Below are 22802 nucleotides of genomic sequence, written 5' to 3'. Positions count from 1 at the left end.
GAAATGAGGCTCTTTCCCATAAACCACAGGAAAGAGCCTTCTATTTTTCCTAAATGGATTATGGCAGCTTGGCAGTCTTAGCAAAAGCCTTAGACCCATCGCTTTGCGTCCCCGCTTTTCAACGGGTTTGCCTTTTTCTTTGAACCTAGCAAAAACATGGTTATTATACCATGGAAAAATAGAGAGAAAAATCCAAATTTGTCGAAAATAATAAGTACGCGCGATTATTAGAACAGCCCACATTTCATGATCATGAAATGTGGGCTGTTCTAATTTTATTGCCACTTAATTATGTGCTTATCTGTAATTATATGGAACAATTAAACGAATTGAGATTTTAAAGTAATTTAAATAATTTATCATGTAATTTTTTGCCATAATTTTTGTAAAGGAATAGTTAGCCCAATGGAGAATTTACAGAAAAAGGAAGTTTGTCCTATGCAAAGTAGGACTTTTGGGTTTACTAAGTATATCTCCGTAGGAGGTGAGATGAGGAAGGCCTTAGACAGGTTTGTTGTCACCCAGCAATGTCCAAGACCTTTGCGGAAAAGTTTAGCTAAAACAGGAAGCCTGCTGTAACAGGTAACCTGACCAGAAGTTTATGTTGAATTACCCAACAACATAGCTTGTGGTTAGCTTTGCTTTTAACAATTTTAAGTATAGCAAAAATAAGTAAACTCACAATCCTTTATTTCTTTTATTTAATTTAAGTGTGGAGGTTGAAGATGAAGAAGCATACAACAAAGTTGCTTGCAGGATGTTTAGCAGTTAGTTTTTTTATAACGACTGTCTTTACTTCTAACATATTTGCAGCAACTTCTAAGACACAATCGGTAGTGTCAGGAGCGGTTGGCTCTGAACAGCGGCTTTCAGGAATAGATAGATATGAAACGGCTGCGAAAATTGCTCAAGAGGGATGGAAGGGCACGTCAGAGTATGCTGTATTGTCTGCAGGAATGGATGAAAATCTTGTAGATGCTCTTGCGGCTGCGCCGCTGGCCAAATTGAAGAATGCCCCCATTCTTTTGACAGAAGGGGATAAACTAAATAAGTATGCTGGAATAGAATTAAAACGTCTCGGGGTAAAGACCGTTTATGTAACCACTGGAGATAAAGTGATTACAAAGAAAATCCTAGATCAACTCGCTGAAATGAATATTACTGTTGTTCCTTTAGGTGGCAGTGATCGCTATGAAACGTCCCTCAATATAGCGAAGCAAATGGGGACTTTCAATAAATTTGTAGTTGCTACAGCATGGAATAATGCAGATGCTTTATCTATTGCTTCTATTGCCGCGGGGAAAGGTATGCCAATTCTGCTTTCTGACATTAATAATGTTCCTAATAATGTAATGGCCTATATTGATTCAGTAAAGGAGAATGTAGATCAAACTTATGTCCTTGGAGGGACGGGAGCATTAACCGATAATGTGAAAATTGTCTTGCCGAATGCGATTCGAATTGGAGGTCTCGACCGCTTCGGTACCAATCTTGAGGTTCTTAAGACTTTTGCCAATGATTTAAACTATAGTAAAACCTATCTGGCCAATGGGGAAGATAATCACTTAGCAGATGCCTTAGCAGGATCTCCACTCGCCGCATTAACAGCATCCCCTGTAGTTTTGACCGGTACAACACTCCCTTCAGAGACGAAGAACTTTGCTAAACTTAACCTTGGGTCAAATGTCATCACCTTCGGGGGCGAAGCGAGTATCCCTTCGAGTATCGTTGAGCAACTGACCTCAGTAGTTGTGTACGCACAAGATGGCGCAACTATAGGATCATCTGATGCAAATCAACTCGAAGAATTGACAGATAGTATCAAGATTACGGCGAAAAATGCAACCTTAAAAAATGCTAGAACAGCCTACAGTGTTTACATTCAGGGTGACAATGTAGTCTTGGATAATGTTACTATCACAGGAACATTGTTTATTGATCCAGGTGAGAAGGGTACGGCTAACATTAATAATGTTAAGGCTGGAAAAATAATCGTTCTTTCTGGAGCTAAAGATAGCATTCATCTGAAGAATACTGAAGCTGGAACGCTCGTTGTTTCAAGTTCTAATGAAGTTCGTGTGGAATCGAGTGGAACGACCAAGATAGGTAACACGGTCGTTACTTCTTATGCGATTCTTGATGCAGCTGGAGGAAGTCTAGGTAGTGTAGAAGTTGTAACGATAGCGGGGCAATCCCCTGTTGTTACCTTCAAAGGAACTTTTGCTGAACCAATCGTAGTAAACGGAGCGGCAACGATCAAAGCAGACGCGAATGCAAACATCGCAAAGCTAGAAATAGCACCGGAAAATAAGGAACAGAAAATTACATTGGACGGAAAATTTACAACGGTTGAAGTGAACAAGGAAGCACAAGTTGATTTTTCGGCTAATACGACGGTTACAAATGTGGTTGCTAATGTTAATGCTGAGCTTAATGTACCTTCTGGGGCAAACATAGGTACTCTCGATAAAAAAGGAAATGAGGTTCCTGTAACGGGTAGTGGAAGTGTAGGCGGATCTACTCCATCAGTTGGGGGAGGAGGTAGCAGCGGCGGCGTTTCAACTGGGAATGTTGGAACGAAAGCTGGGGGCTTTGGTGTCAATGGACATGGCGGAGTAGTTGGGGAAACCGTACTTACTTACACGCTTGGAGAAGATTATAATAAGGGTCAAATTGAATTCTTATTACCGAATGGTATTGTTGCCATGGAAGGCGATTTGGTAAGAATAGCCAATGCTGAGGGAATGGGGATAAGCTCTGATACCATTAGCGATAATGGACACAAAGTTACATTAACTGGAGTTTCTGCGAAGAAAGATGATACGGTGGTATTAACACTCTCTCGCGATATTGAAATTGGCCGTTGGGATTTTAAGGTGATCGGGGATAGTGACGGAAATGGCCCCATACTTCAGGTACAAGAACCATCCATTACGTTATATCGTCCTGATTTTACTGAAGCAGATGCCACGTTGAGTGAGTACATGCATGCGGGTGGTCACGATACAGACGCTGAGTTTATAGCTGTAACTGATGCAATGGATGCGGTTTTAGCGGCTTCTCGAGTTAGACCTTGGAATCAAGGCAATATTGATGCGGCGAATGCAGCATTACAAAACACTGTAAATTTATTAAAAAATGCTATAACCCATGTGAAATCAATGGCTGAGGCAAGTCTAGGAGAATGGAAAAAAGATAGAACAGAACCTGCAAGTTGGGATCAATCTAACGGTTGGATTACGACCACAACATCTGCTCAACAAAATTCGAACAGCTGGTACGACTGGCAAGGTCGTGGTACTGCAACAAATGTCGGGTTGACAGATCAATGGCAAGTTGAAACGCAAATCGAATTAACCGATCAATTATTAAACGGAACGGGTGTAAGAACATCAATGTGGGTTCAGGTTGATGGTGTCAATGGAGTACAATCGACTCAAAACAATGTGCTTGATTGGGCAATCCTTCAATTCAGAAATGATCCTACCACCAAAACTAAAGGTTGGGAATCTTGGGATAGTACCGGAGACGGAAATTGGATTCCTCTTACTCAAGAGAATGTAAATGTAGAGAAAGGAATCCATACTCTAAAAATGGTTTATGATTCGGGTAAGATCTCTCAATATATCGATGGGATTTTAGTCCGAGAATACACGATTAAAACAGATGAAGGCTTTGATGGCGTATCTGCACCGTCTTACGTGATCATCCAATCCCGTACTTTCGGTGCACAATATACGGCAAAATGGAGAGTTCCTCTTGTTAAATATGTTGCGGGATATCCTGCTGGAACCCAGTTTATTTCTACTGTAGATGAACTAAAAGCTGCGATCAAGGGCCAAGCAGACGGACAAACATGGGTTATTGGGGCTGGTCCATTTGATATACCAAGGGATACAACTACATTGCGAGATAGCAATGGTCAAGTCGTAACCAGTTCTGGACAGGCGGGTTGGTGTATGCCAATTAGCGCGAATAATTTAACGATTATCGGTATTGGAGATCCTGTTCTCACGAGTTCTGATGTTACGCCAAATGGCAGTTGGGCTTCTCAAAACCTGATCACAGTTTGGGGTGATAATGTAACTATCGAAGGTTTAACCCTTACGCCTAAAGTTGATGTGAATAAAACAATTGAAGTAGTTGGAGATAAGAAATTTACGATTCGCGATTGTACATTTACACCGAATAGCTCTAGCCTTGCTGACGAAGGGGGTTCCTTGTATTTTAATGGTGCAGGAACCGACGGGACAAAGGCAATTTTGGTTGAGAACAATCTATTTAATTATGCATCTGTAGCCTTAGATGGAGTTAAAGCGAGTAATATCACAATTGCGAATAACACATGGGAAAATATTAAGGGTTATGCAATAGGAAATACGTATTGGGGAAGTACTGATAGAAAAGAAACCCCATATACCGAAGTAAACGTCAACGGAAATAATTTTAATAATGTTACTGATAAGACCAAAATTATTGCTGCGAGATTAAATCAAACATTCACCTTAGATGCTGAAAATAAGATTAATGGTGTTGCAGTGAATAAAGACAATTTTGGGAAGTATATCAATTTCAATAATTTAGCATATTGGTCGGAATGTAAAGATAATAAAGTCATTGTTGATGGAGTGACCTATGTAAGCCCTTATCAAAAGATTGATGAATATGTTACGAACGTGGCCCAATTAGAAGAAGCAATCAGTACCGCGACTGCTAGCGAGAGGATTATCGTTGCACCAGGAACATATGAACTTTCAAAAGAGCTCAATATTACAGTTCCAGTTACTCTTGAAGGAATGGGAGACGTGACTTTAAAAGCGGCTAATGTTCCATGGAGTACAGAAAATGGTTCTAAACACCTTCTTGCAATTTATGCGGGGACGAAAGAAGCTCCTGTTACCCTTTCGAATCTCGTGATCGATGCGGATCAAAAATCTCATGCAGTAAATACCTATAATAATGCATATGCGATTTTGAATGATGTAACTATTAAGAATGGATTAGGAGCTGGGTTGATAGTAAATGGTTCAACAATCGTGGCCAAGAACTTGTATACGAGTGGTAATGAATGGGGCGCGGTTAATGTTGATCCTGGGAGCGGAGTTACAACACCTTCAGCATTTGCGTTGAGCGGTGATGGTGTACTCGCTGAACCCACCCAAATTTGGTCGGATGGTGCTCATGTAACAGCATCAGCAACAGTTGAAATAATTGCAGCTGGATATACCAACTATTTTATTACAGATAAATCTGTAAATATTTGGTCGAACCAATCATTAACAAATGCTGCGGTCATTACAAAAAATGGTCAATCCCAAAACTTTTCAACTATCCAAGCTGCAATTGCGGCGGCAGATGAGGGAGATATAATTTACGTGACACCTGGAACTTACAATGGGGATATCGCTGTGAATAAAAAGGTGACATTACAAGGGGCTGCAGATCATCAATCGATAATCAGTGGGGAAATCCACTTAATTGCAGGCTCAAATGGCTCAACGGTAGACAGCTTTGCCATTAATATTGGAGAAACTGGATATGGTGTTAATTGTGATGCTGGTATTGGTGATGTAACGGTCAGTGATAACATTATGAATGCTAATACGAATGGGAATACGGCACTTGCAGTCTATCTCAATGCAGGATGGGGAACCGCTAACACAGTTATTGGAAATACATTTACAGGTAAGTATAGTGAAGGCGCTGTTACTGTTGATGTGTATCCCGCTCCTGCGGTCGTAGTTACAACTATAAATGGGAATAACTTTTCAAATGTAGTAGGAAATTATCTTAAAGTGTTCAGAAGTGAAACGGGTAGATTAGTGACAGATATTACTGATACAAATAAGGTATCTCTAAATTAATAAGAACCCAATCAAGCTTTGGGGAGTGTCGCAAAACTGCTTTTAATGGAGTTGGCGACACTTCCTTTCGTTTTTTTATTGCGGAAGGATACTTAAGAAACGGGAACGAAAATAATAATTGACGCGAACATGTTCTTTAGATAGAATGATTATAGAACATATATTCTATAATATGCAGATTATTAACATTAATATTCGCGGCGCAAAGATAACCTGGTGGAGAGAGGGGAGCGAATGGATGGAAAAGAACGTATTTTATGGGGGAGGAAAACTGAGGATTTCACGGTTAAAGGCGGGAATCGCGACTCAGAAAGAGCTAGCTGAGCGCACGCAAATTTCACCAAGTATTATTAGTGATTTGGAACGGGGACGACGGGAGATGAATGCCACCTGGGCGATGCGGATCGCTGAGGTGGTGGGAACCCCTTGGAAATCTCTACTGGAGGAGGAAACGGAAGGCAAAGTGTAGTGTAGATCCATCACCCCTCGTGAGGCCGCCTATTGCTAAATTGAGCCCAGTTGGATATTGAGTAACTATATCTTTAACCATATTGATGGTATAATATGGTTAAATTTTTTATACAGATATCCTGCTGAGGAGGGGTATACATGACTATTGATTTAGATAAGAGGCTTATTCAAAATATACAACGAATCGGTCAAGACTATGATATCGAAAAGATAGTCCTTTTCGGTTCAAGGGCAAGAGGGGATAATAAGCCAAAAAGCGATATAGATTTAGCGATTTTTCCATTACCAGAGTTTAGTAACAGAGGGCTGTTAACCAGCGATTTCGATGATCTTGATACACTCTTAAAAATAGACGTTGTTATAATAGAAAAACAAAGTGACCCTAAATTATTGAGAAATATCGAGAGAGAAGGGGTAATCTTATATGAGCGATCCAAAACAAAAATTCAATAACTTTCAAAATGCTCTAGCCAGACTTAATGAAGGTATTGCTAAATATGATGAATCTGATGAGCTAGCAGGAGACGGATTGATACAGCGTTTTGAGTTTACCTTTGAGCTAGCGTGGAAAACTTTGAAGATCGTTTTTGAAGATGAGGGTTTGACGGGACTAAATTCTCCTAAGACGGTATTACGCGAAGCCTTTGCAGCCGACCTTATACAGGATGAAGAATTATGGCTCGCGATGCTAAGTGACAGGAATTCAACGGTACATATCTATAGCCAGCAATTAGCTAAAGATATATGTCATAATATACAAGAAAAATATATCTTTGCACTTACGGAATTACTGAAGAGAATCAATACAAGGTGTTTCAGCTAATTCCTCCAACGCTGGCGGGGACTGTCCAACTCATAGATTTTATAGCACAAAGCCCGATCACCTGTAATTAAGAACAGGCAGAGTGACAATTCATCACCCATCGCGAGGTCATCTATTGACAGATTGAGCTCAGTTGGATAAACTAATAACAGAACAGATGTTCTCGGGCAGGGGAACGGTTCACGAACTCTTCCTGCCCGGAGATACGTGAATATCCCTTGTGAAAAGCAGTCGGCAGGTCCGGCTGCTTTTTTACGTAGAGAACATCGGTTGAAGCTATTGAAAAGGAGGTGTTAATGATGGCCGTAATGTCAACAGCCAAAGACTCTATCATGGTCGTGACCCTTCAGGTTGGTTTAAGCCAATTAGGCGCTCCAGTCCTGCGCCAACGAAGCCATGCCAATGTCGTAGTGGCAGCCCCGGATCAAGATGTCTTTGATGTCGCCAATGCACTTTATGCTTTACAGCAATATCCGGTCACTGAGGTGCGTCGTGACAATCGTTTCGAACTCGTCAATATCGCGTAAAAGAAAGGAGGAATTTTAAATGGCAACAACCAGTAGAAAAGTTTTAAGAATGACCTTTACGAATGCTTTAGGGGGAGCAGTGAGTCTTACCTTATCCGATCCCAAAGAGGGGATCACAGCAGCGGAGATTGAAGCGGCAATGGATCTGATCATTGCTAAGAACATCTTCACCGGCCCGGGTGGAGCATGGATTTCCAAGCGGGATGTAAAGATCGTGGATACCGTAACGGACGACCTTTATGATGCTCCGGTCGCTTAAGCGAAAGGCTGAGTGAGAAGTGAAGGAAAGGTGAGGGGTATAAGCTTTATTACCTTCCTTCCCTCAGCTCTTTCTTTCATCTAAAGGATGCACAGGAGCAGAGAAGTTTGAGTATAAATTGAGGAGAGAGGAGGTTAAGGCATGGAGGAGATCTTAACAATGATTGGAAATTTCGGGTTTCCCATCGTGGTCAGCGCCTATCTTCTGGTGCGGATCGAAGGGAAACTGAACGATCTATCTACAAGCATTACAGAGCTAGCCAAGGCCATAGCCGTCCTGGAAGTGAGAGGAGAGGTCAAATAAATGGATTGGCAGAAAATCGTAGTTCATCATTCAGCAAGTCCGGTCAGTGTTCGTCGAGGAAGAGATACCATCCCTGTAAATGCAGCGATGATTCGAGAATGGCATTTGAGCCGAGGCTGGAGTGATATTGGCTACCATTTTGTGATTCTTCCGGATGGACACTGTGAGGAAGGGCGACCGCTTTATCGTCCCGGAGCTCATTGTAACGTAGGGCACCGCAATTTTATCGGGATCGGGGTCTGTTTAGTCGGGAATTTTAGCGAACTTGAGGAGGTCCCGGAAGCTCAGATGAATGGCCTCATAGAGAAGGTGAAAGCGTTGATGGCAGAGTTCCGCCTCAGTATCGAAGATATTGAGCTGCACCGCGAAGTCCCTGGGGCCGCTACCGAATGTCCGGGACGCTATTTCCCAGCAGACTTCTTCCGAGAGAATCTGTGTGGAGGTCGTATCTCCACACAATAGGGAACAATTCTGACAATAACAAACTGAGCCCCAGAGAGAATTTTCTCTCTGGGGCTTATAAAATTCGCTCTTTTTAGCAGGAAATCGACAATATATAGATAACTATATCAATGGTGAATTTGCGAAAGGTAATAACCCGATGAGCAGAATGAAGAAAGTCCTTGTCCTTATTTTTATTCTCGCTGTCGTCTTTATGGACTTTATCAATCAATATTATTCCAGAATTGAGACGTTCGGAGCGGCAGCAGCCTCTAAAGAAGCCTTGATCACGAAGTATGTTGAATTAGGCACTAATTTCATGGACATGATGACAATATACGGCGAGGATTTTTTCAAACGACCGGATATCCAAGATTCAACTCTGTTGAGTCTGTTAAAATATAATCCCGGTTCAGACACCTATGATTTAGAGGCTGCAGGTGGAACAGATCATCAGAAGAATGCCGGAAATTTAACAGGCTCAGGGAAAGTTCCGGAAAGCGGGATAAATAGGAAAGAAATAAACCTTGCTTTAGCTTATAATCAGTTTTTCAAAGATTTTTATGGAAAGTATCCAGAAATCGCCTGGTTATACTACACCAGTGAAAATGACTTCACCAACATATATCCTTGGGTTTCTTCAAAGGATTTTGCGTTTAGAAAAGAACTTAAACAGGCTGAGTTTTATACTTATGTAAACCCTCAGAATAATCCTCAACGATTAGCACTTTGGACACCTGCATATTTAGATCGTGCTGGCAAAGGGACGATGGTAACCTTATCAAGTCCAATTTATGATCAGGATGTTTTTAAAGGTGTACTTTCTCTGGATTTAACCACAATGGGATTGAGCCGGATCATCAATTCTGGCTATGAAGGTTATCTCCTTGATCAGGAAAACTCAATCATTGCTAAAAACCAAAATGCAAAAAATCAAAGCGATCTTAACAAATTTCAGGATAATGAAGAAATTACCCCATTGTTTGTGTTGCCGAATAATCCCCAGGGAGACATTCAAAAACTAAAAGAAATAAAAGATGGCTCGGTTGAACGAATCGGCAATGACTATATCTATAAAATGAGCATTACGGATTCGCCTTGGACGATGATTTTCCGTGTGCCGGTGAGCTCAATCGTAATGGAGTCAGCGTTATATACTTTTCCCATTTTGATCATTGGCATTCTGTTATTTTTGACGATTAATGAAATCGAGAAGCGGATAAAGACCGGGAAACAGCTTGCTCAATCGCTTGAAGAATTAACGGCTTACCACCAAATTCTTGAAAATGCGGCCAACTATGATTTTCTGACAAAGACTTTTAATCGAAGAGGATTTAAGGACTATTTTAGCTTGATTCAGGATCAAAACGGGATAACTTTAACTCCGATTACCCTCATCTTAGGTGATATTGACCATTTCAAAGGATTTAATGATACGTTTGGCCATTTTGCAGGAGATAAGGTCTTGATTGAAATTGCAGATATTCTAAAAAAACACATCACTGAGGATGAAGCGGTTTGTCGCTGGGGCGGAGAAGAATTCTTGCTTATGTTGCGCAACAGAACTCGCGAGGAAGTACTGCAAATAGCCGAGAACATTAGGGCAGAAATACATCAAATGGTTATCCCTTGGGAGAATTCCATTGAATTGAGAGCTACGATGACCTTTGGCGTGGCCGAATATGAGGATAAGGACAGTGTTGATGATAATATTTCCAAAGCAGATCGTGCTCTTTATGCTGGAAAAATGAGGGGGAGAAATCAGGTCATCAGTTATGCTGATCTTTGAGTACCGATTTTTTTTATTGACAGATTTTTTATTGAATGGTAGTATTATAGTATAAAAATACTCGAAGTCGAAAAACTGTATTACATCATGCAGAAAAGAAGGGGTAAGACTAATGAAAAAGGGGAAAAAACTCGTTGCTCTCGCGCTAAGCCTTGTTTTAGCCGGCACTGTAGCTTTGACTGGTTGCGGTACTAACAACAATGCAAGTAGCAACACCCAATCCAAGGCGAGTGATACACTAATTTATGCACAAGGTGCAGAGCCAAGAGGATTGGATCCGGCACTGGTCGGCGATGGTGAGTCGGCTAAAGTCATGTCTAACATTTACGAAGGACTCTTAAAGTACAACAAAGATACGACAAAAGTAGAGCCTTCATTGGCTAAAAGTTGGGATGTAAGCTCGGATGGTCTTTCTTATACTTTCCATCTTCAAGAGGGCGTGAAGTTCCAAGATGGTACCGATTTTAATGCGGATGCCGTGAAGTTTAATATCGATCGTCAATTGCCTCCACAAGTCACAAAAGATATGTCTTATGCTGAATTTGTTTATGGTTCAGTGAAAAATGTTGAAGTTGTTGACAAGAACACGGTTAAAATCAATTTGAAGGAAGCTAGCACTCCTTTCCTCAGCAATCTGGCTATGATTATGGGTGCCCCGATCGTTAGCCCTAAGGCTCTCCAAGACAATAGCAACAATGTAAACCAAGCACCTGTTGGAACTGGCCCTTATAAGTTCGTAAAATGGGCTAAGGATGAAAACATTGTTCTCGTCCGCAATGATGAGTACTGGGGGACTAAAGCCCTTACCAAAAATGTTATCTTTAAATTCATCAAAGATAACTCGGCACGTGTCGTTGCTCTGAATAATGGTGAAGCCGATATGATCGATGGTATTGATGCCACAGTCGTTAAGCAAATCACTGATGCTAGCAACAAAATCTTCCAAGCTCCTGGTATGAATATCAACTACATGGCTTATAACACGTCGAAGAAACCTTTTAATGATGCTAAGCTCCGGACCGCTGTTTCTCAATCCATTAATGTTCCGGAAATGGTAAAAAGCTTGTATCAAGGCTATGCTGAACCCGCTACTTCGATTCTCCCGACCTTTATGGATGGCTATGATAAGAGTACGGCTCAAGTCGCTTATGATCCGACCGCTGCTGCTACTGCTTTAAAAGCAGCTGGATTGACTTCCGTACACATGATTACCTATACCAATCCAAGACCGTACAATTCCGCGAATGGCCAAGCCCTTGCTGAAGCGATTCAAGGTTATTTCTCGAAAGTTGGCATTACCGCGACGATCGATTCTTATGACTGGACTACGTATAAACAAAAAGTAAAAGCAGGCGATTATGATATCTGCTTCTATGGCTGGGTTGGCGATAACGGAGATCCGGACAACTTCATGACGTTGTTATCTTCTACTGACCCTGGCATGAATGTTGCTCTCTATAGAAACGCTGATTTCAATGCATTAATTGCGAAAGGCGTAGCAGCTCCTGCAGGAGCAGATCGCAATGCGATTTATACTCAATTGGATAAGATCGCGGCAAAGGATGCGGTTTGGCTGCCCATTTCTCATGCTCAAACCCTTGCTGCCTACCGCCCCAATATCGATGGCTTCTATTATCATATGACAGGTATTACTCCTCTTGCTGGAGTGTCCAAAAAATAATGGCTTGAATAAATATTGCCTTTGCTACCGAGAACCGGGTTTTTAACCCGGTTCCCGGTTTTGCTTTGCATACGCTCTCTCCGTCTTGTCTTCTTTTTCATTAGTCTTCTTTATTCTCATAAGAGCTGAAAGGTGTTATAGATGATTAAATATATCATTAAACGGATTTTGATGTTAATTCCTGTGCTGCTTGGTGTTTCCATCATTGTTTTTCTCATCATGCGCGTTTTTTCGCCAGATCCCGCTCCAATTGTATTGGGACAGCACGCAACGCAGGAAGCGATTGAGGCCTGGAGGCAAGTTAACGGACTGAACGATCCGATTTACTTGCAATATTGGCATTTCCTTACGGGTGCGCTTACAGGTAACCTAGGTTCGTCTTACTATACCAAGGCGCCTGTCATTAAAGAGATTATGTCTCGATTCCCGGCTACGATTGAGTTGGCCATAGTTGCTATTATTCTCGCGGCAGTCTTTGGTATTCTCATTGGTGTCATATCCGCGGTGAAAAAGAACTCCATTTTCGATAATGTCGGCATGTTCTTAGCCTTGGTTGGTGTTTCGATGCCGATCTTCTGGCTAGGTATCTTGTTGATTATTCTTTTCTCAGGGAGCTTGCACTTGCTGCCCTCTAGCGGAAGAATCGATCCGCTCTTGCAGCCCGCAACTGTGACGGGGTTCTATCTGATTGATAGTCTGATCGATGGCAATATGGAGGCTTTTCTTAATGCCCTGCAACATTTGGTCTTACCATCAGTTGCCCTGGCGATGTATTCCATGGCCATCATTGCCCGTATGACCCGTTCGAGCATGCTGGATACGTTACAGCAGGATTATATCCGCACAGCGAGAGCGAAGGGGATATCTGAAGGTAAGGTCATTCGAAAACATGCTTTCCGTAATGGCTTGATTCCTATTGTCACCGTCATTGGTCTTCAGTTAGGCAGCCTGCTTGGCGGTGCCGTACTCACAGAAACGGTATTCTCCTGGCCGGGGATCGGTGCTTATACTGTGACCTGTATCCTCAAGTCTGACTTCCCCGTTGTTCAAGGGGTTGTTTTACTGATTGCTACGGTTTTCGTGTTAGTTAATTTAGTAGTTGATATTGTTTACGCGTTCCTTGATCCGCGTATTAAATATTCTAAGTAGGAGGGGTAGCTTGTATGGGAAAAGATCAAATTTCGACTTCAGATGAAAATTTGTTGCAGGCTGCCGAATACGTGGAAAAACCGGAATCGCAGCTAAAAGTAATGTGGGAAACGCTCAGACAAAATAAAGCCGCTGTTGTTGGCTTGTTTATCATCGGATTTCTCGTTTTGATAGCCCTGGTTATATGGGTGAGCGAGTTATTGGGATTACAGGTTTTGCCTTATGATCCTAATTATTCGGACATGACCCAAAGCTTTATTCCGCCAAATGGTGCGCATTGGTTTGGAACAGACCAATTGGGTCGGGATATTTTTAGTCGAGTCCTTGACGGAACAAAGATCTCACTCTTTGTGGGTGTTGCCGCAGTTTCAATCTCCCTTTCGATTGGTGTTGTGTTAGGTGCTATCGCGGGTTATCGCGGCGGCCGGTCAGATACGATCATCATGCGGATCATGGATATGATGCTGGCTATTCCCTCCATCTTGCTCGCGATTTCTTTTATGGCGGCGCTTGGTAAAGGGTTGGATAAGGCGGTTATCGCGATCGGCTTGGTATCTATCCCAGAGTATGCCCGTATTGTACGGGGTAGTATTTTATCGGTCAAAGAAAATGATTATGTTCAGGCAGCCAAGGTCATTGGCAACTCAGACAGCCGAATTATTTTTAAGCACATTCTACCTAATGTTGTTTCTCAGATTGTTGTCCGGGCCACCCTGGGTATTTCGACTGCTGTACTTGATACTGCAGCACTCGGTTTCTTGGGGTTAGGCGTTCAGCCGCCTTTTGCTGAGTGGGGTGATATGCTGGGTCGGGCACGGGGCTTCATTTTCACGGCTCCTTACACGCTGATTTTCCCTGGTATCGCAATTACCATTACTGTATTGGCGTTTAACCTGCTTGGCGACGGGCTCCGGGATGCGCTTGATCCGAAATCCAGAGTAAAGTAGGGGTGGTGAACTAGATGTTATTGGAAGTAAAAAATTTAAAAACAGAATTCAAACTAAAGCGTGGCACGGTTAGGGCAGTCGATGACGTCAGTTTCACCATCGATAAAGGTGAAATTCTGGCGATTGTCGGCGAATCTGGCTCCGGAAAAAGCGTGACCTCTCTTTCCATCATGGGATTATTGCAGAACCCTGGTAAGATTGCCGGCGGAGAAATTTTATTTAAATCCCAGGATTTAAACAAGATGAACCAAAAAGAACTGCAAAAGATCCGGGGAAATGAGATTTCAATGATTTTCCAGGAACCGATGACGTCTTTGAATCCGGTTTATCGCATTAAAGACCAGATTATGGAAAATATTTTAACCCATATGGAGATTTCGAAAAAAGAGGCGTTGGAACGGACTGTAAAAATGCTGGAAACGGTGGGTATACCTTCTCCGGCGGAACGTGCTAACGATTATCCTCATCAGATGAGTGGCGGGATGCGTCAGCGGGTCATGATTGCGATGGCACTTTCTTGCGACCCTGAACTGTTGATTGCTGATGAACCGACGACTGCGCTTGATGTCACAATTCAGGCTCAGATTCTAGAACTGCTCTATAATATGAGGGAAAAATTCAACATGGCTGTGATGCTCATCACTCATGATTTGGGTGTTGTTGCCGAAGCAGCTGATCGCGTCATCGTCATGTACTGCGGTAAAATTGTTGAGGAAGCCAATGTAAAGAGCTTGTTTAAAAATCCTCTACACCCCTACACCGTAGGACTGCTGAATTCGATTCCTCAAATCGATAATGACAGCGATGAACGTCTATATATGATTAAGGGTATGGTACCTAACCCTTTGCATATGCCCTCCGGTTGTTCTTTTTCCGATCGTTGCGAGCACTGTATGGAACGATGCACGAAAGAAACGCCAGAGCTTAGAGAGATTGATGGGCATAAGGTCCGTTGCTTTTTATATGACGAAACCAAGGAAGGGGAATTGAAGGTAAAATGAGCGAAATATTGATGGACATTCAACACCTTTCCAAACATTTCACCGTCGAAACCAATTTCCTCGGCAAGCCGGTTTCTGTTTTGAAAGCAGTGGATGATGTGTCTTTGGCTATCCAAAAAGGAGAGGCATTTGGTCTCGTTGGAGAATCTGGATGTGGAAAAACAACGTTTGGCAAAATCTTGGTTAATCTTTACAATCCTTCAAACGGTAAGATTTTCTTTGAGGGCAAGGATCTGACTGCGTTGAATGAGAAAGCGCGTCGTTCCTACTGCAAAGACATTCAGATGATTTTTCAGGATCCTTACGCTTCTTTGAACCCGAGAATGACGATTGGTGACATTATTGCTGAACCAATTCTGATCAACAATCTTTTGCCGAAGGATAAAGTTGAAGAACGCGTGATCTACCTGTTAAACTGTGTCGGACTCGCGCAGCATCAACGGAACCGTTATCCGCACGAGTTTTCCGGCGGTCAGCGCCAACGGGTTGGCATTGCTCGCGCCCTTGCGGTGCAGCCTAAGCTTATCGTCTGCGATGAACCGGTTTCTGCACTGGACGTTTCTATTCAGGCTCAGGTTTTAAATCTACTCGATGATTTAAAAGAGGAGTTTGGGTTGACTTACCTGTTTATCGCGCACGGCTTGAATGTCGTCAAACATATCAGCGACCGTGTAGGCGTAATGTATCTCGGTAAGCTTGTAGAAATCGCTCCGAAAAAAGAGCTTTATGCGAACCCGATGCACCCTTACACGCAAGCCTTGCTATCCGCCATTCCAAACATTAACCCGGAAAAGAAAAAAGAACGGATCATCTTAGAGGGTGATGTACCCAGTCCGATCAACCCGCCTGCGGGTTGCCGTTTCGCTTCTCGTTGCTTTAAGGCAATGGACCAATGCAAAGAAAATGCACCGGTTTTGAAGGAAATTTCTCCAGACCATTGGGTGGCTTGCCACCTCTTTGACTGAAACGCTTAACTTTAACCAAAGGGGATGTTACGATGAACTCTTAGTTCAATGTAACATCCCCTTGTTATTTTTAAGTCCCCTTTAACCCCATTTCGGAAATCTCTATAATATCTTAATAAATATATCATAAATTGATCAGAATCTTGATCTAGATCCGCGATATAATTATATCAGATCTCATAGAGAGGAGGAACTTTCTTGAAGAAGAAGAAGAAACAACTTGTGGGCGGAATTTTATTGATGGTACTCGGTTTAGGGGTTTGTGCTGGGTCTGTAGCCTTCCGTTACGTTGAACATGGTGGTATGGGCGCTTTTGCTGGACATAGGATTACCAATCGTCAGGGAATGAACGGTAATTATGGTTTTAGAAATCCGCAACAACGAGGTTTCAACCAGAATCCCAATTTCAATAACAAAAACAAAAATAACAACCAAAATCAAGCCCCAGCCCCATCAACTCCTACTCCCAATCAAACTCCTAATCAATAATAGATGGAGGTAGGGGACGATACAATTTTGATCAGAAATAGGAGGTGTATTGAATGATGATAGGGATCCTTATTTTTGGGGTTGGCTTATATTTAGTTTGGGATTATAAAACAGATTTTTTCCATAAGCATAAGTGCTACCGAAGAAATGATGCTGCTCTGGACATTTTGAAAGAGCGGTATGCAAGGAGTGAAATCACGGAAGAAGAATTCCTGATGAAGAAGAATATTCTTGCTGAATAAAGCGGAAAATCTAAGGGGCTGTTGCACAGCCCTCTTTTTATTGTTATAAAACGAAGCCCGATTATTTAATAATCGGGCTTCGTTTTCGACATCTAAACTAAAGTTACACCGGGAATAACTGCTGGGGTGTAAATTCGTTGGGCAAGCTCGTTGTCGAGCATGAAAATTCCTGAACCTTCATTCCCAGCGAGTTTTAAGCGGTTATAAACGCGGGTCATATTGTCCTCTTCTTCGGATTGTTCCGTGATATACCATTGCAAGAAGACTTGCGTCTGATGATCCTTGAATTCTTGGGCAACATCCATTAAAGAATAGATCGATTGAGTGACTTTCTCCTCATGACGAAGGGCCAATTCAAATACATGTAAGGGGCTCTCAAAATTCTGCGGGGGCTGTGCAATTGCAGGGAGTTGGATGGGGTTATTTGTCTTTAAGAGGTAATTGAAAAATCCAAGGGCATGATCCCGTTCTTCCTGAACTTGAACACGGAAATAGTGGGCAAAACCTTCGAGATTAAGATTTGAAAAATAAGTGACCATGCCGAGATAAAAGTAGGCGGAATATAATTCTTTGTTTAGCTGTTGAACTAGAGCTTCTTGTACTTTCTCTTGGACCATTTAAATCACACTCCTTTTATAATAAAAATGGCATACGGGAAAGGACATGTCAAGTCTGATCAACAAATAACGACCCCCAAACAACTAAATTAAGGCGGATTTTTGCAAGGCTGAGTAGACTTTTAGAGTCAGGATGCCGGCAACTATAGTGGCAACAAGGGTGGTTAATGCTGAACTAAATAGAGCGACCTTCCAGTCCAGATGAATGACATAAATCAACCCGACCATCACGCACAAGTTACCCGTTACATTACATCCGATCTGAGCTAATATATGGTGACTTAATTTCTCCATGGAAAGCTTTCGTTCAATTAAGGAGTAAGAAATGGAGCCAATGGTATTAGCGAAGAGGAAGAAAAAGGCGAGTGGGGAATAGGCCGTTGCCATGGCGACAATGGCTTCCAATAATCCAGCAATAATACCCGCTGGTTGTTTATACATTAAAATGATGAGGCCGGTAAAGAAAGACCAAGCAGTTCCATTTAAAAGTAAGAGGGTCGGGTCTAAAATACCGTCGATCCGTCCTGTGACCTGCATTGAAATCAGGAAGACGATCCCGACGATGACGGAGCCAACTAAGGCTCTAGTGTCTGTTCTCAATAATTTTTTCTCCATTGAATTTTCCTCCTTAGATTTTGGTGAATCATTTATATTAATGGAAATACCCTATTTACGAGGTCGAGGGTAATTACCAATATCATGCTTATGATTAAGGCGATATCGTAAGGTTTAATCGCTATACTGGAAGAAAAGGTTCGGTTTTTGCTCCGTCCATAGCCCCTTAGCTCCATGGCTAGAGCCGTTTCTGTCGAGCGTCGGACGGCGCGATATAAAAAAGGCAGGAAGGTTGGAATAAGGGCTCTGATCTTGTCCCAAACACTGTTCATGGGAAGACCGCGAGTTCGCTGGCTATCGATTATGGACACATATTCTTCTTTCATGAGGGGGATGAACCGGGCGCCCAGTCCCACCAGCATAGCAAAGCGATAGGGGATTTTGAATTTCATCAGCATTAAGGTAAAGTCTTGAGGTGAGGATGACGTGAAAAATTGCATACTGGCAAAAACAATAATCGAGGCCTTGAGTAGGCCGGTGATTGCAAGGGGTACGGCTTCGCTGTAGATTGTAATGAGTCCCCATTGGTAGATGATTTCGCCTTCCCGGCAGAAGATCAACTGAAGAATCAGAGTCTGAAATCCCAAGAGCAACAGGATGCCAATCATGACTTTATACTGTTTTAAAGAACCGGTTATGAGAAGAGAAGCGGTAAGGCAGACCCCGAAAACAAGGCCTAACTGAACAAGGGTTCCACTGCTCAGTGAGAAATAGATCAGGAGAGCATACCAAAGCAGCTTTGTCCGGGGATCGAGCTTAGAAAGTTCCATTCTGAGCCTCCTTGAAGGAAATAAGCGGATGAAAATTCAGGCCTATCGCTTGAAGTTCAGCAAGATGTTCGTCAAGATCACGTGTTGCAATATCGAGTTGAAGTCTATGGTTATGCATCGCCACTAAGCGGTTAGAATACGTGCTAGCCATGCTCAAATCATGAGTAATTAATAGTATGGTTTTGCCTTTTTGGGATAAATCGAAGAGTTTGTCCATAATCCGATAGCCCTGGTTTTCGTCAAGACCCGAAGTCGGTTCATCAGCGATGATGAAATCTGGATCGCTGACGAGAACAGAGGTGAGGGCTAAAAGCTGGCGCTGACCTCGGCTTAAGCGTTGGGGATGCATTTTTTTATACTTTAGCAGCCCCAAAAATTCTAGAGACTCCTCAATTTTTTGATCCCTTATTTCCTGAGCTTCACCTCTTAACTTGAGTGAAAATCCAACCTCTTCTTCCAATGTACTGGCAAAGATTTGAAAGTCGGGGTTTTGAAAGAGGAAGCCAGCGTTCTGAGTAAACCGTTTAAGCTCACCCTGAGAAGGCTTTAACAGACCGACCAGTAATTTAGCTAAGGTTGATTTCCCTGAACCGTTTAAACCAATGACCGCTAAAAAATCACCCTTATGAATTTTTAGATTGAGGTCTTTACAACCTAATAAATTGTCTTTGTAATGGTAGGAGACATGGTTCATTTGAGCAATTATATCTGGAGGGCCGACGCGTTGCGGGGTGGGAGTACTGGCAGTACTGCTAGCGTTGGCAGAGATAGATTGTAATTTTCCTTCTCGATGGAGGATTTGATCTTGGTAATATGATTCAGGCGAATACTGTTTGATAATTTCACCGTCTTGAAGATATAAGACTCTGTTGGCATAGTTAAGGACTTCCTCGATTCGATCCATGACCAGAATAATCGTGAGCTTCTGGGTTTTATTTAAGAGACTCAGTCGCTGATAAAGCTCGAAGCGACCCTGAGGATCGAGCTCGGCGGTTGGTTGGTCAAGAATCAAAAGCGGTGCCTGGAGGGCTAAAACACTGGCTAAAACGACACGTTGGGCCTGCCCGCCGGAAAGAGATGCGGTCTGTCTCCTTTCATAACCTGCTAGACCTACAAATTCCAAAGTACGTTTTACCGTTTTGTTGATCTGCTCAAGGGGAATTTCCAGGTTGCCAAGACCGAAGGCTACGTCGTCATAGACCTCCTGACTAATCAATTGATTCTGTGGTTCTTGCATCATATAGCCAACATAATCGGACATTTTGTTGAGGGGGAGGTCCTTGACATCTTGACCGAGGAGGGTGATTTTACCGGTTAACTCCGCGTTATGAAAATGCGGGATGGCCCCTGTAATGGAGTGCAGTAAGACCGATTTTCCTGAGGCAACATCGCCGGTAATGACGAGGAAATCTCCTTGATATATTTCCAAATCGATGTTTTGGAGAGCTGGTTTTTCTGCCTGCGGAAATATGAGTTTTTCGATCTTGATTTTGGCAATCGTTTTCATAGCAATACACCTCAAAAAGTAAGATAGAAGATAAGAGATAGAAGTATAAAAGATAAAAGATAGTTAGAATATAAAAAAGTTCTAGCTTAATCAAAAAGCTAGAACTTTACCATTGTCCTTTTGGCGATATTTTATAGGCAGGTCTCCTGACTTATAGACTCCGATGTACGCCTTCCCGGTTATCCCAGTGGCTAATGCACATTTTCATCATCTAATTACAGTGGTGGGTCCGTCCAGGAATTCAACCTGGTTCCCTATTGTCCCTTGCGGGCACCTATTAAATATGATGTTCAATTGAGACCATATTAAATTGATTTGTAAATTTTGTCAATAGATCATTTATTAAAAAATTTTCAAAGGCAACTATAAAGTATTGAAAATTTAGAAAATTAAATATATTATGTATTTATATTCGCCCATCCTAGAGGCGACTGACATATAAGAAGGAGGTGATTATCAAACTCACTTGAATACTTCCCCTGAATAATCCCTTTAGAAAAACGAGATTAGTTAATGGAGAGGCATGAGAAGGAGGACGTTTAAATGTCAGAGAAAAAGGAATGGGCAAATCCTGCACCTGCAGGTCTCGTAGCGCTTGCTGTAGCATGTTTTATCTTTTACGCACTATTAAGCGGTAAAGTAACGGTAGGGGCCTTACCCTTGATGGGGGCCTGGCTGTTAGGTGGCTTTTTTATTCAGATTGTCGTTGGAATTATTGAACTTAAAGAAGGAAACAGCACTGGGGGTAATGTTTTTACATTTTTCTCTGCGTTCTTCATGTTGACGGGTTCAATTGAATTTTTTATTAAATATTTTGCTGCCGCTAACCAATGGGCAATTCCTCTCGATACTCATGTTGATGGATGGGCATGGTTATGTCTTGCCTTAGTTCTTCTGTTATGGTGTCCTGCTTACTTCAAGGGCACCAGCATTATGGCTACAGCGGTAGTTGTTTTAGAAATAGGCATTATTTTCATTGCTTTGATGGATATAGGCTTACTCGGTGGAAGCTTCAAACCTATTGCAGCTTATGCGTTGCTCATGACGGGCATCTTAGGAATTTATCTCTCTTCGGCAATGGTTCTCAATACTGCCTATGGGAAAACGATTCTACCTATTACGGGTCCATGGATAAAATAGTATAGAAAAAGTCCCTGCCCGATGTTAAAACCATCAGGCAGGGACTTTTTTGGCATTTTTAGGTGGATTTTTATGTACAGCAAATTCAGAATTAAGTGATATAATTAGGGTGTGCTGAAGAGGGGTTTTCAGTAGATGAATGATGTATAGGAGAGGTTGTTTTTGGCAGAAAATCTTATGTATGGCGGATTGGGACTGATTATCTTACTTGTTTTGGTTTTGCCGTTTACCATAAAAAAAGTGGAGCAGAACCTGGAATTTTTTCTATTTGTGATGGGTCTTTTGTCCGTTCTGATCTCACAGCAAATGACGCTGGAATTATTCAAGAAGGCCTTGGAAGAACCGATTATGATTACGGCCGCAGTTCTTGGTTTCGGTATAATTTTTAAAATCTTTAAAACAAAGATCAATCATATGATCCAAAGCGTTCAACGCCATGTACCAGCACGGTTATTGATGTTTTTAATCGTCCTTATCTTAGGATTGATGTCAAGTGTAATTACGGCGATTATTGCGGCTTTGCTTTTGGTCGAAATTGTCAACAATCTGAAGTTGGATCGCACCAGTGAAGTTGCTCTCGTGATTATTAGTTGTTTTGCGATTGGCTTAGGGGCTGCTTTAACGCCGATTGGAGAACCGCTAGCGACAATCGTCATTTCCAAACTTCATGCCGACTTCTGGTACTTATTCCGTAATTTTGGAGAACTCATCGTTCCGGCGATTATCGCGCTGGGTCTGTTTGCTGCCTTTTTCATTCGTACGGAACAGGAGCCTTTGGGTTTAGAAAGTTTACAAGAAGAGGAAAGCTACAAAGAAGTCGTTTTACGTGCCTTGAAAATCTACCTTTTTGTGATGGCTTTAACCTTTTTGGGGACAGGGCTCAAACCGATCATCGATCGATTTATTCTGGGTTTACCCAGTCAGATTCTGTACTGGATTAATATGATTTCGGCTATTTTAGATAATGCGACTTTAGCGGCAGCGGAGATCAGTGATAAGATGTCTCTTGATCAGATTATGGCTATTTTGCTCGGACTCTTAATCAGTGGCGGTATGCTCATTCCGGGGAATATTCCTAATATTATTGCGGCGAGTAAATTGAATATCCAGAGTAAAGAGTGGGCAAGGTTGGGTGTTCCTGTCGGACTTGTGATTATGGTCGCTTTTTATGGGATTATTTTTTATCTGATATAAGGGACTAA

The 22802-nt window shown here is 42.1% G+C and carries 22 protein-coding genes and 2 riboswitches; of the genes, 18 read left to right on the top strand and 4 right to left on the bottom strand.

All coding sequences use genetic code 11. The features are described 5' to 3' along the window. Positions 1-59 precede the first annotated feature (59 nt). Positions 60-142: riboswitch (cyclic di-GMP riboswitch) on the bottom strand. Positions 143-725: 583 nt separating this feature from the next. From DESME_RS15465 to DESME_RS13510, 16 genes are all read left to right on the top strand, one after another. After that, a complete protein-coding gene (locus tag DESME_RS15465; protein ID WP_006718076.1) occupies positions 726-5864 on the top strand; it encodes a cell wall-binding repeat-containing protein in 5139 nt (1712 codons plus the stop codon). Positions 5865-6102: 238 nt separating this feature from the next. Then, a complete protein-coding gene (locus DESME_RS13575; RefSeq protein WP_006718077.1) occupies positions 6103-6333 on the top strand; it encodes a helix-turn-helix domain-containing protein in 231 nt (76 codons plus the stop codon). Between the two features lie 140 nt (positions 6334-6473). After that, positions 6474-6788 carry a nucleotidyltransferase domain-containing protein gene (locus tag DESME_RS13570; RefSeq protein WP_006718078.1) on the top strand — a complete coding sequence of 105 codons (315 nt, stop codon included), beginning with the start codon at positions 6474-6476 and terminating at the stop codon, positions 6786-6788. After that, entirely contained in the window at positions 6760-7158 is a 399-nt protein-coding gene (locus DESME_RS13565) for a nucleotidyltransferase substrate binding protein (RefSeq protein WP_006718079.1), read from the top strand. The genes DESME_RS13570 and DESME_RS13565 overlap by 29 nt, the downstream gene beginning before the upstream one ends. Positions 7159-7457: 299 nt before the next feature. After that, positions 7458-7685: a DUF1659 domain-containing protein gene (locus DESME_RS13560; protein WP_025248817.1), complete on the top strand. Its 228-nt coding sequence runs from the start codon at positions 7458-7460 to the stop codon at positions 7683-7685. Positions 7686-7704: 19 nt separating this feature from the next. After that, a complete protein-coding gene (locus tag DESME_RS13555; RefSeq protein ID WP_006718081.1) occupies positions 7705-7944 on the top strand; it encodes a DUF2922 domain-containing protein in 240 nt (79 codons plus the stop codon). 141 nt (positions 7945-8085) lie between these two features. After that, positions 8086-8247: a YvrJ family protein gene (locus DESME_RS15760; protein ID WP_006718082.1), complete on the top strand. Its 162-nt coding sequence runs from the start codon at positions 8086-8088 to the stop codon at positions 8245-8247. Continuing rightward, positions 8248-8709 carry a peptidoglycan recognition protein family protein gene (locus DESME_RS13550; RefSeq protein ID WP_006718083.1) on the top strand — a complete coding sequence of 154 codons (462 nt, stop codon included), beginning with the start codon at positions 8248-8250 and terminating at the stop codon, positions 8707-8709. It abuts the gene before it with no gap. 139 nt (positions 8710-8848) lie between these two features. Next, the gene (locus DESME_RS13545) at positions 8849-10477 is read left to right on the top strand and encodes a sensor domain-containing diguanylate cyclase (protein ID WP_006718084.1); all 1629 of its coding nucleotides are present in this window, start codon (positions 8849-8851) and stop codon (positions 10475-10477) included. Between the two features lie 112 nt (positions 10478-10589). Continuing rightward, on the top strand, positions 10590-12158 hold the full coding sequence (locus tag DESME_RS13540) for an ABC transporter substrate-binding protein (RefSeq protein ID WP_006715702.1): 1569 nt from the start codon (positions 10590-10592) through the stop codon (positions 12156-12158). Positions 12159-12299: 141 nt separating this feature from the next. Further along, positions 12300-13307, top strand: a complete 1008-nt coding sequence (locus tag DESME_RS13535) for an ABC transporter permease (protein ID WP_006715703.1) — start codon at positions 12300-12302, stop codon at positions 13305-13307. 14 nt (positions 13308-13321) lie between these two features. Beyond that, positions 13322-14254, top strand: a complete 933-nt coding sequence (locus DESME_RS13530) for an ABC transporter permease (protein ID WP_006715704.1) — start codon at positions 13322-13324, stop codon at positions 14252-14254. A 14-nt stretch (positions 14255-14268) separates the two neighbouring features. Further along, on the top strand, positions 14269-15255 hold the full coding sequence (locus tag DESME_RS13525) for an ABC transporter ATP-binding protein (protein ID WP_006715705.1): 987 nt from the start codon (positions 14269-14271) through the stop codon (positions 15253-15255). Further along, positions 15252-16220 (top strand): ABC transporter ATP-binding protein, encoded by a 969-nt coding sequence (locus tag DESME_RS13520; RefSeq protein ID WP_006715706.1) that lies wholly within the window; start codon positions 15252-15254, stop codon positions 16218-16220. The genes DESME_RS13525 and DESME_RS13520 overlap by 4 nt, the downstream gene beginning before the upstream one ends. 198 nt (positions 16221-16418) lie before the next feature. Next, positions 16419-16709: a hypothetical protein gene (locus DESME_RS13515; protein WP_006715707.1), complete on the top strand. Its 291-nt coding sequence runs from the start codon at positions 16419-16421 to the stop codon at positions 16707-16709. Between the two features lie 53 nt (positions 16710-16762). Then, entirely contained in the window at positions 16763-16951 is a 189-nt protein-coding gene (locus DESME_RS13510; RefSeq protein WP_006715708.1) for an SHOCT domain-containing protein, read from the top strand. A gap of 92 nt (positions 16952-17043) precedes the next feature. Here DESME_RS13510 and DESME_RS13505 read toward each other — a convergent pair whose 3' ends face one another. The 4 genes from DESME_RS13505 to DESME_RS13490 form a co-directional block, all read right to left on the bottom strand. Beyond that, positions 17044-17568, bottom strand: coding sequence for a ferritin (locus DESME_RS13505; protein WP_006715709.1), 525 nt, complete (start codon positions 17566-17568; stop codon positions 17044-17046). Between the two features lie 84 nt (positions 17569-17652). Beyond that, positions 17653-18183 (bottom strand): hypothetical protein, encoded by a 531-nt coding sequence (locus tag DESME_RS13500; RefSeq protein ID WP_006715710.1) that lies wholly within the window; start codon positions 18181-18183, stop codon positions 17653-17655. Between the two features lie 32 nt (positions 18184-18215). After that, entirely contained in the window at positions 18216-18953 is a 738-nt protein-coding gene (locus DESME_RS13495; RefSeq protein ID WP_006715711.1) for an energy-coupling factor transporter transmembrane component T family protein, read from the bottom strand. Continuing rightward, positions 18940-20460: an ABC transporter ATP-binding protein gene (locus DESME_RS13490; RefSeq protein ID WP_006715712.1), complete on the bottom strand. Its 1521-nt coding sequence runs from the start codon at positions 20458-20460 to the stop codon at positions 18940-18942. The genes DESME_RS13495 and DESME_RS13490 overlap by 14 nt, the downstream gene beginning before the upstream one ends. Positions 20461-20579: 119 nt before the next feature. Next, positions 20580-20753: riboswitch (cobalamin riboswitch) on the bottom strand. 250 nt (positions 20754-21003) lie between these two features. Between DESME_RS13490 and DESME_RS13485 the strand changes: the two genes are divergently transcribed. Together DESME_RS13485 and DESME_RS13480 are read left to right on the top strand one after the other, a co-directional pair. Next, the gene (locus DESME_RS13485) at positions 21004-21600 is read left to right on the top strand and encodes an acetate uptake transporter family protein (protein ID WP_006715713.1); all 597 of its coding nucleotides are present in this window, start codon (positions 21004-21006) and stop codon (positions 21598-21600) included. Between the two features lie 162 nt (positions 21601-21762). Continuing rightward, a complete protein-coding gene (locus DESME_RS13480) occupies positions 21763-22794 on the top strand; it encodes a DUF1646 family protein (protein ID WP_006715714.1) in 1032 nt (343 codons plus the stop codon). Positions 22795-22802: the final 8 nt, after the last annotated feature.

Source organism: Desulfitobacterium metallireducens DSM 15288 (genome assembly GCF_000231405.2).
Taxonomy (GTDB): domain Bacteria; phylum Bacillota; class Desulfitobacteriia; order Desulfitobacteriales; family Desulfitobacteriaceae; genus Desulfitobacterium_A; species Desulfitobacterium_A metallireducens.
This window is presented reverse-complemented; position numbering and strand designations above follow the sequence as displayed.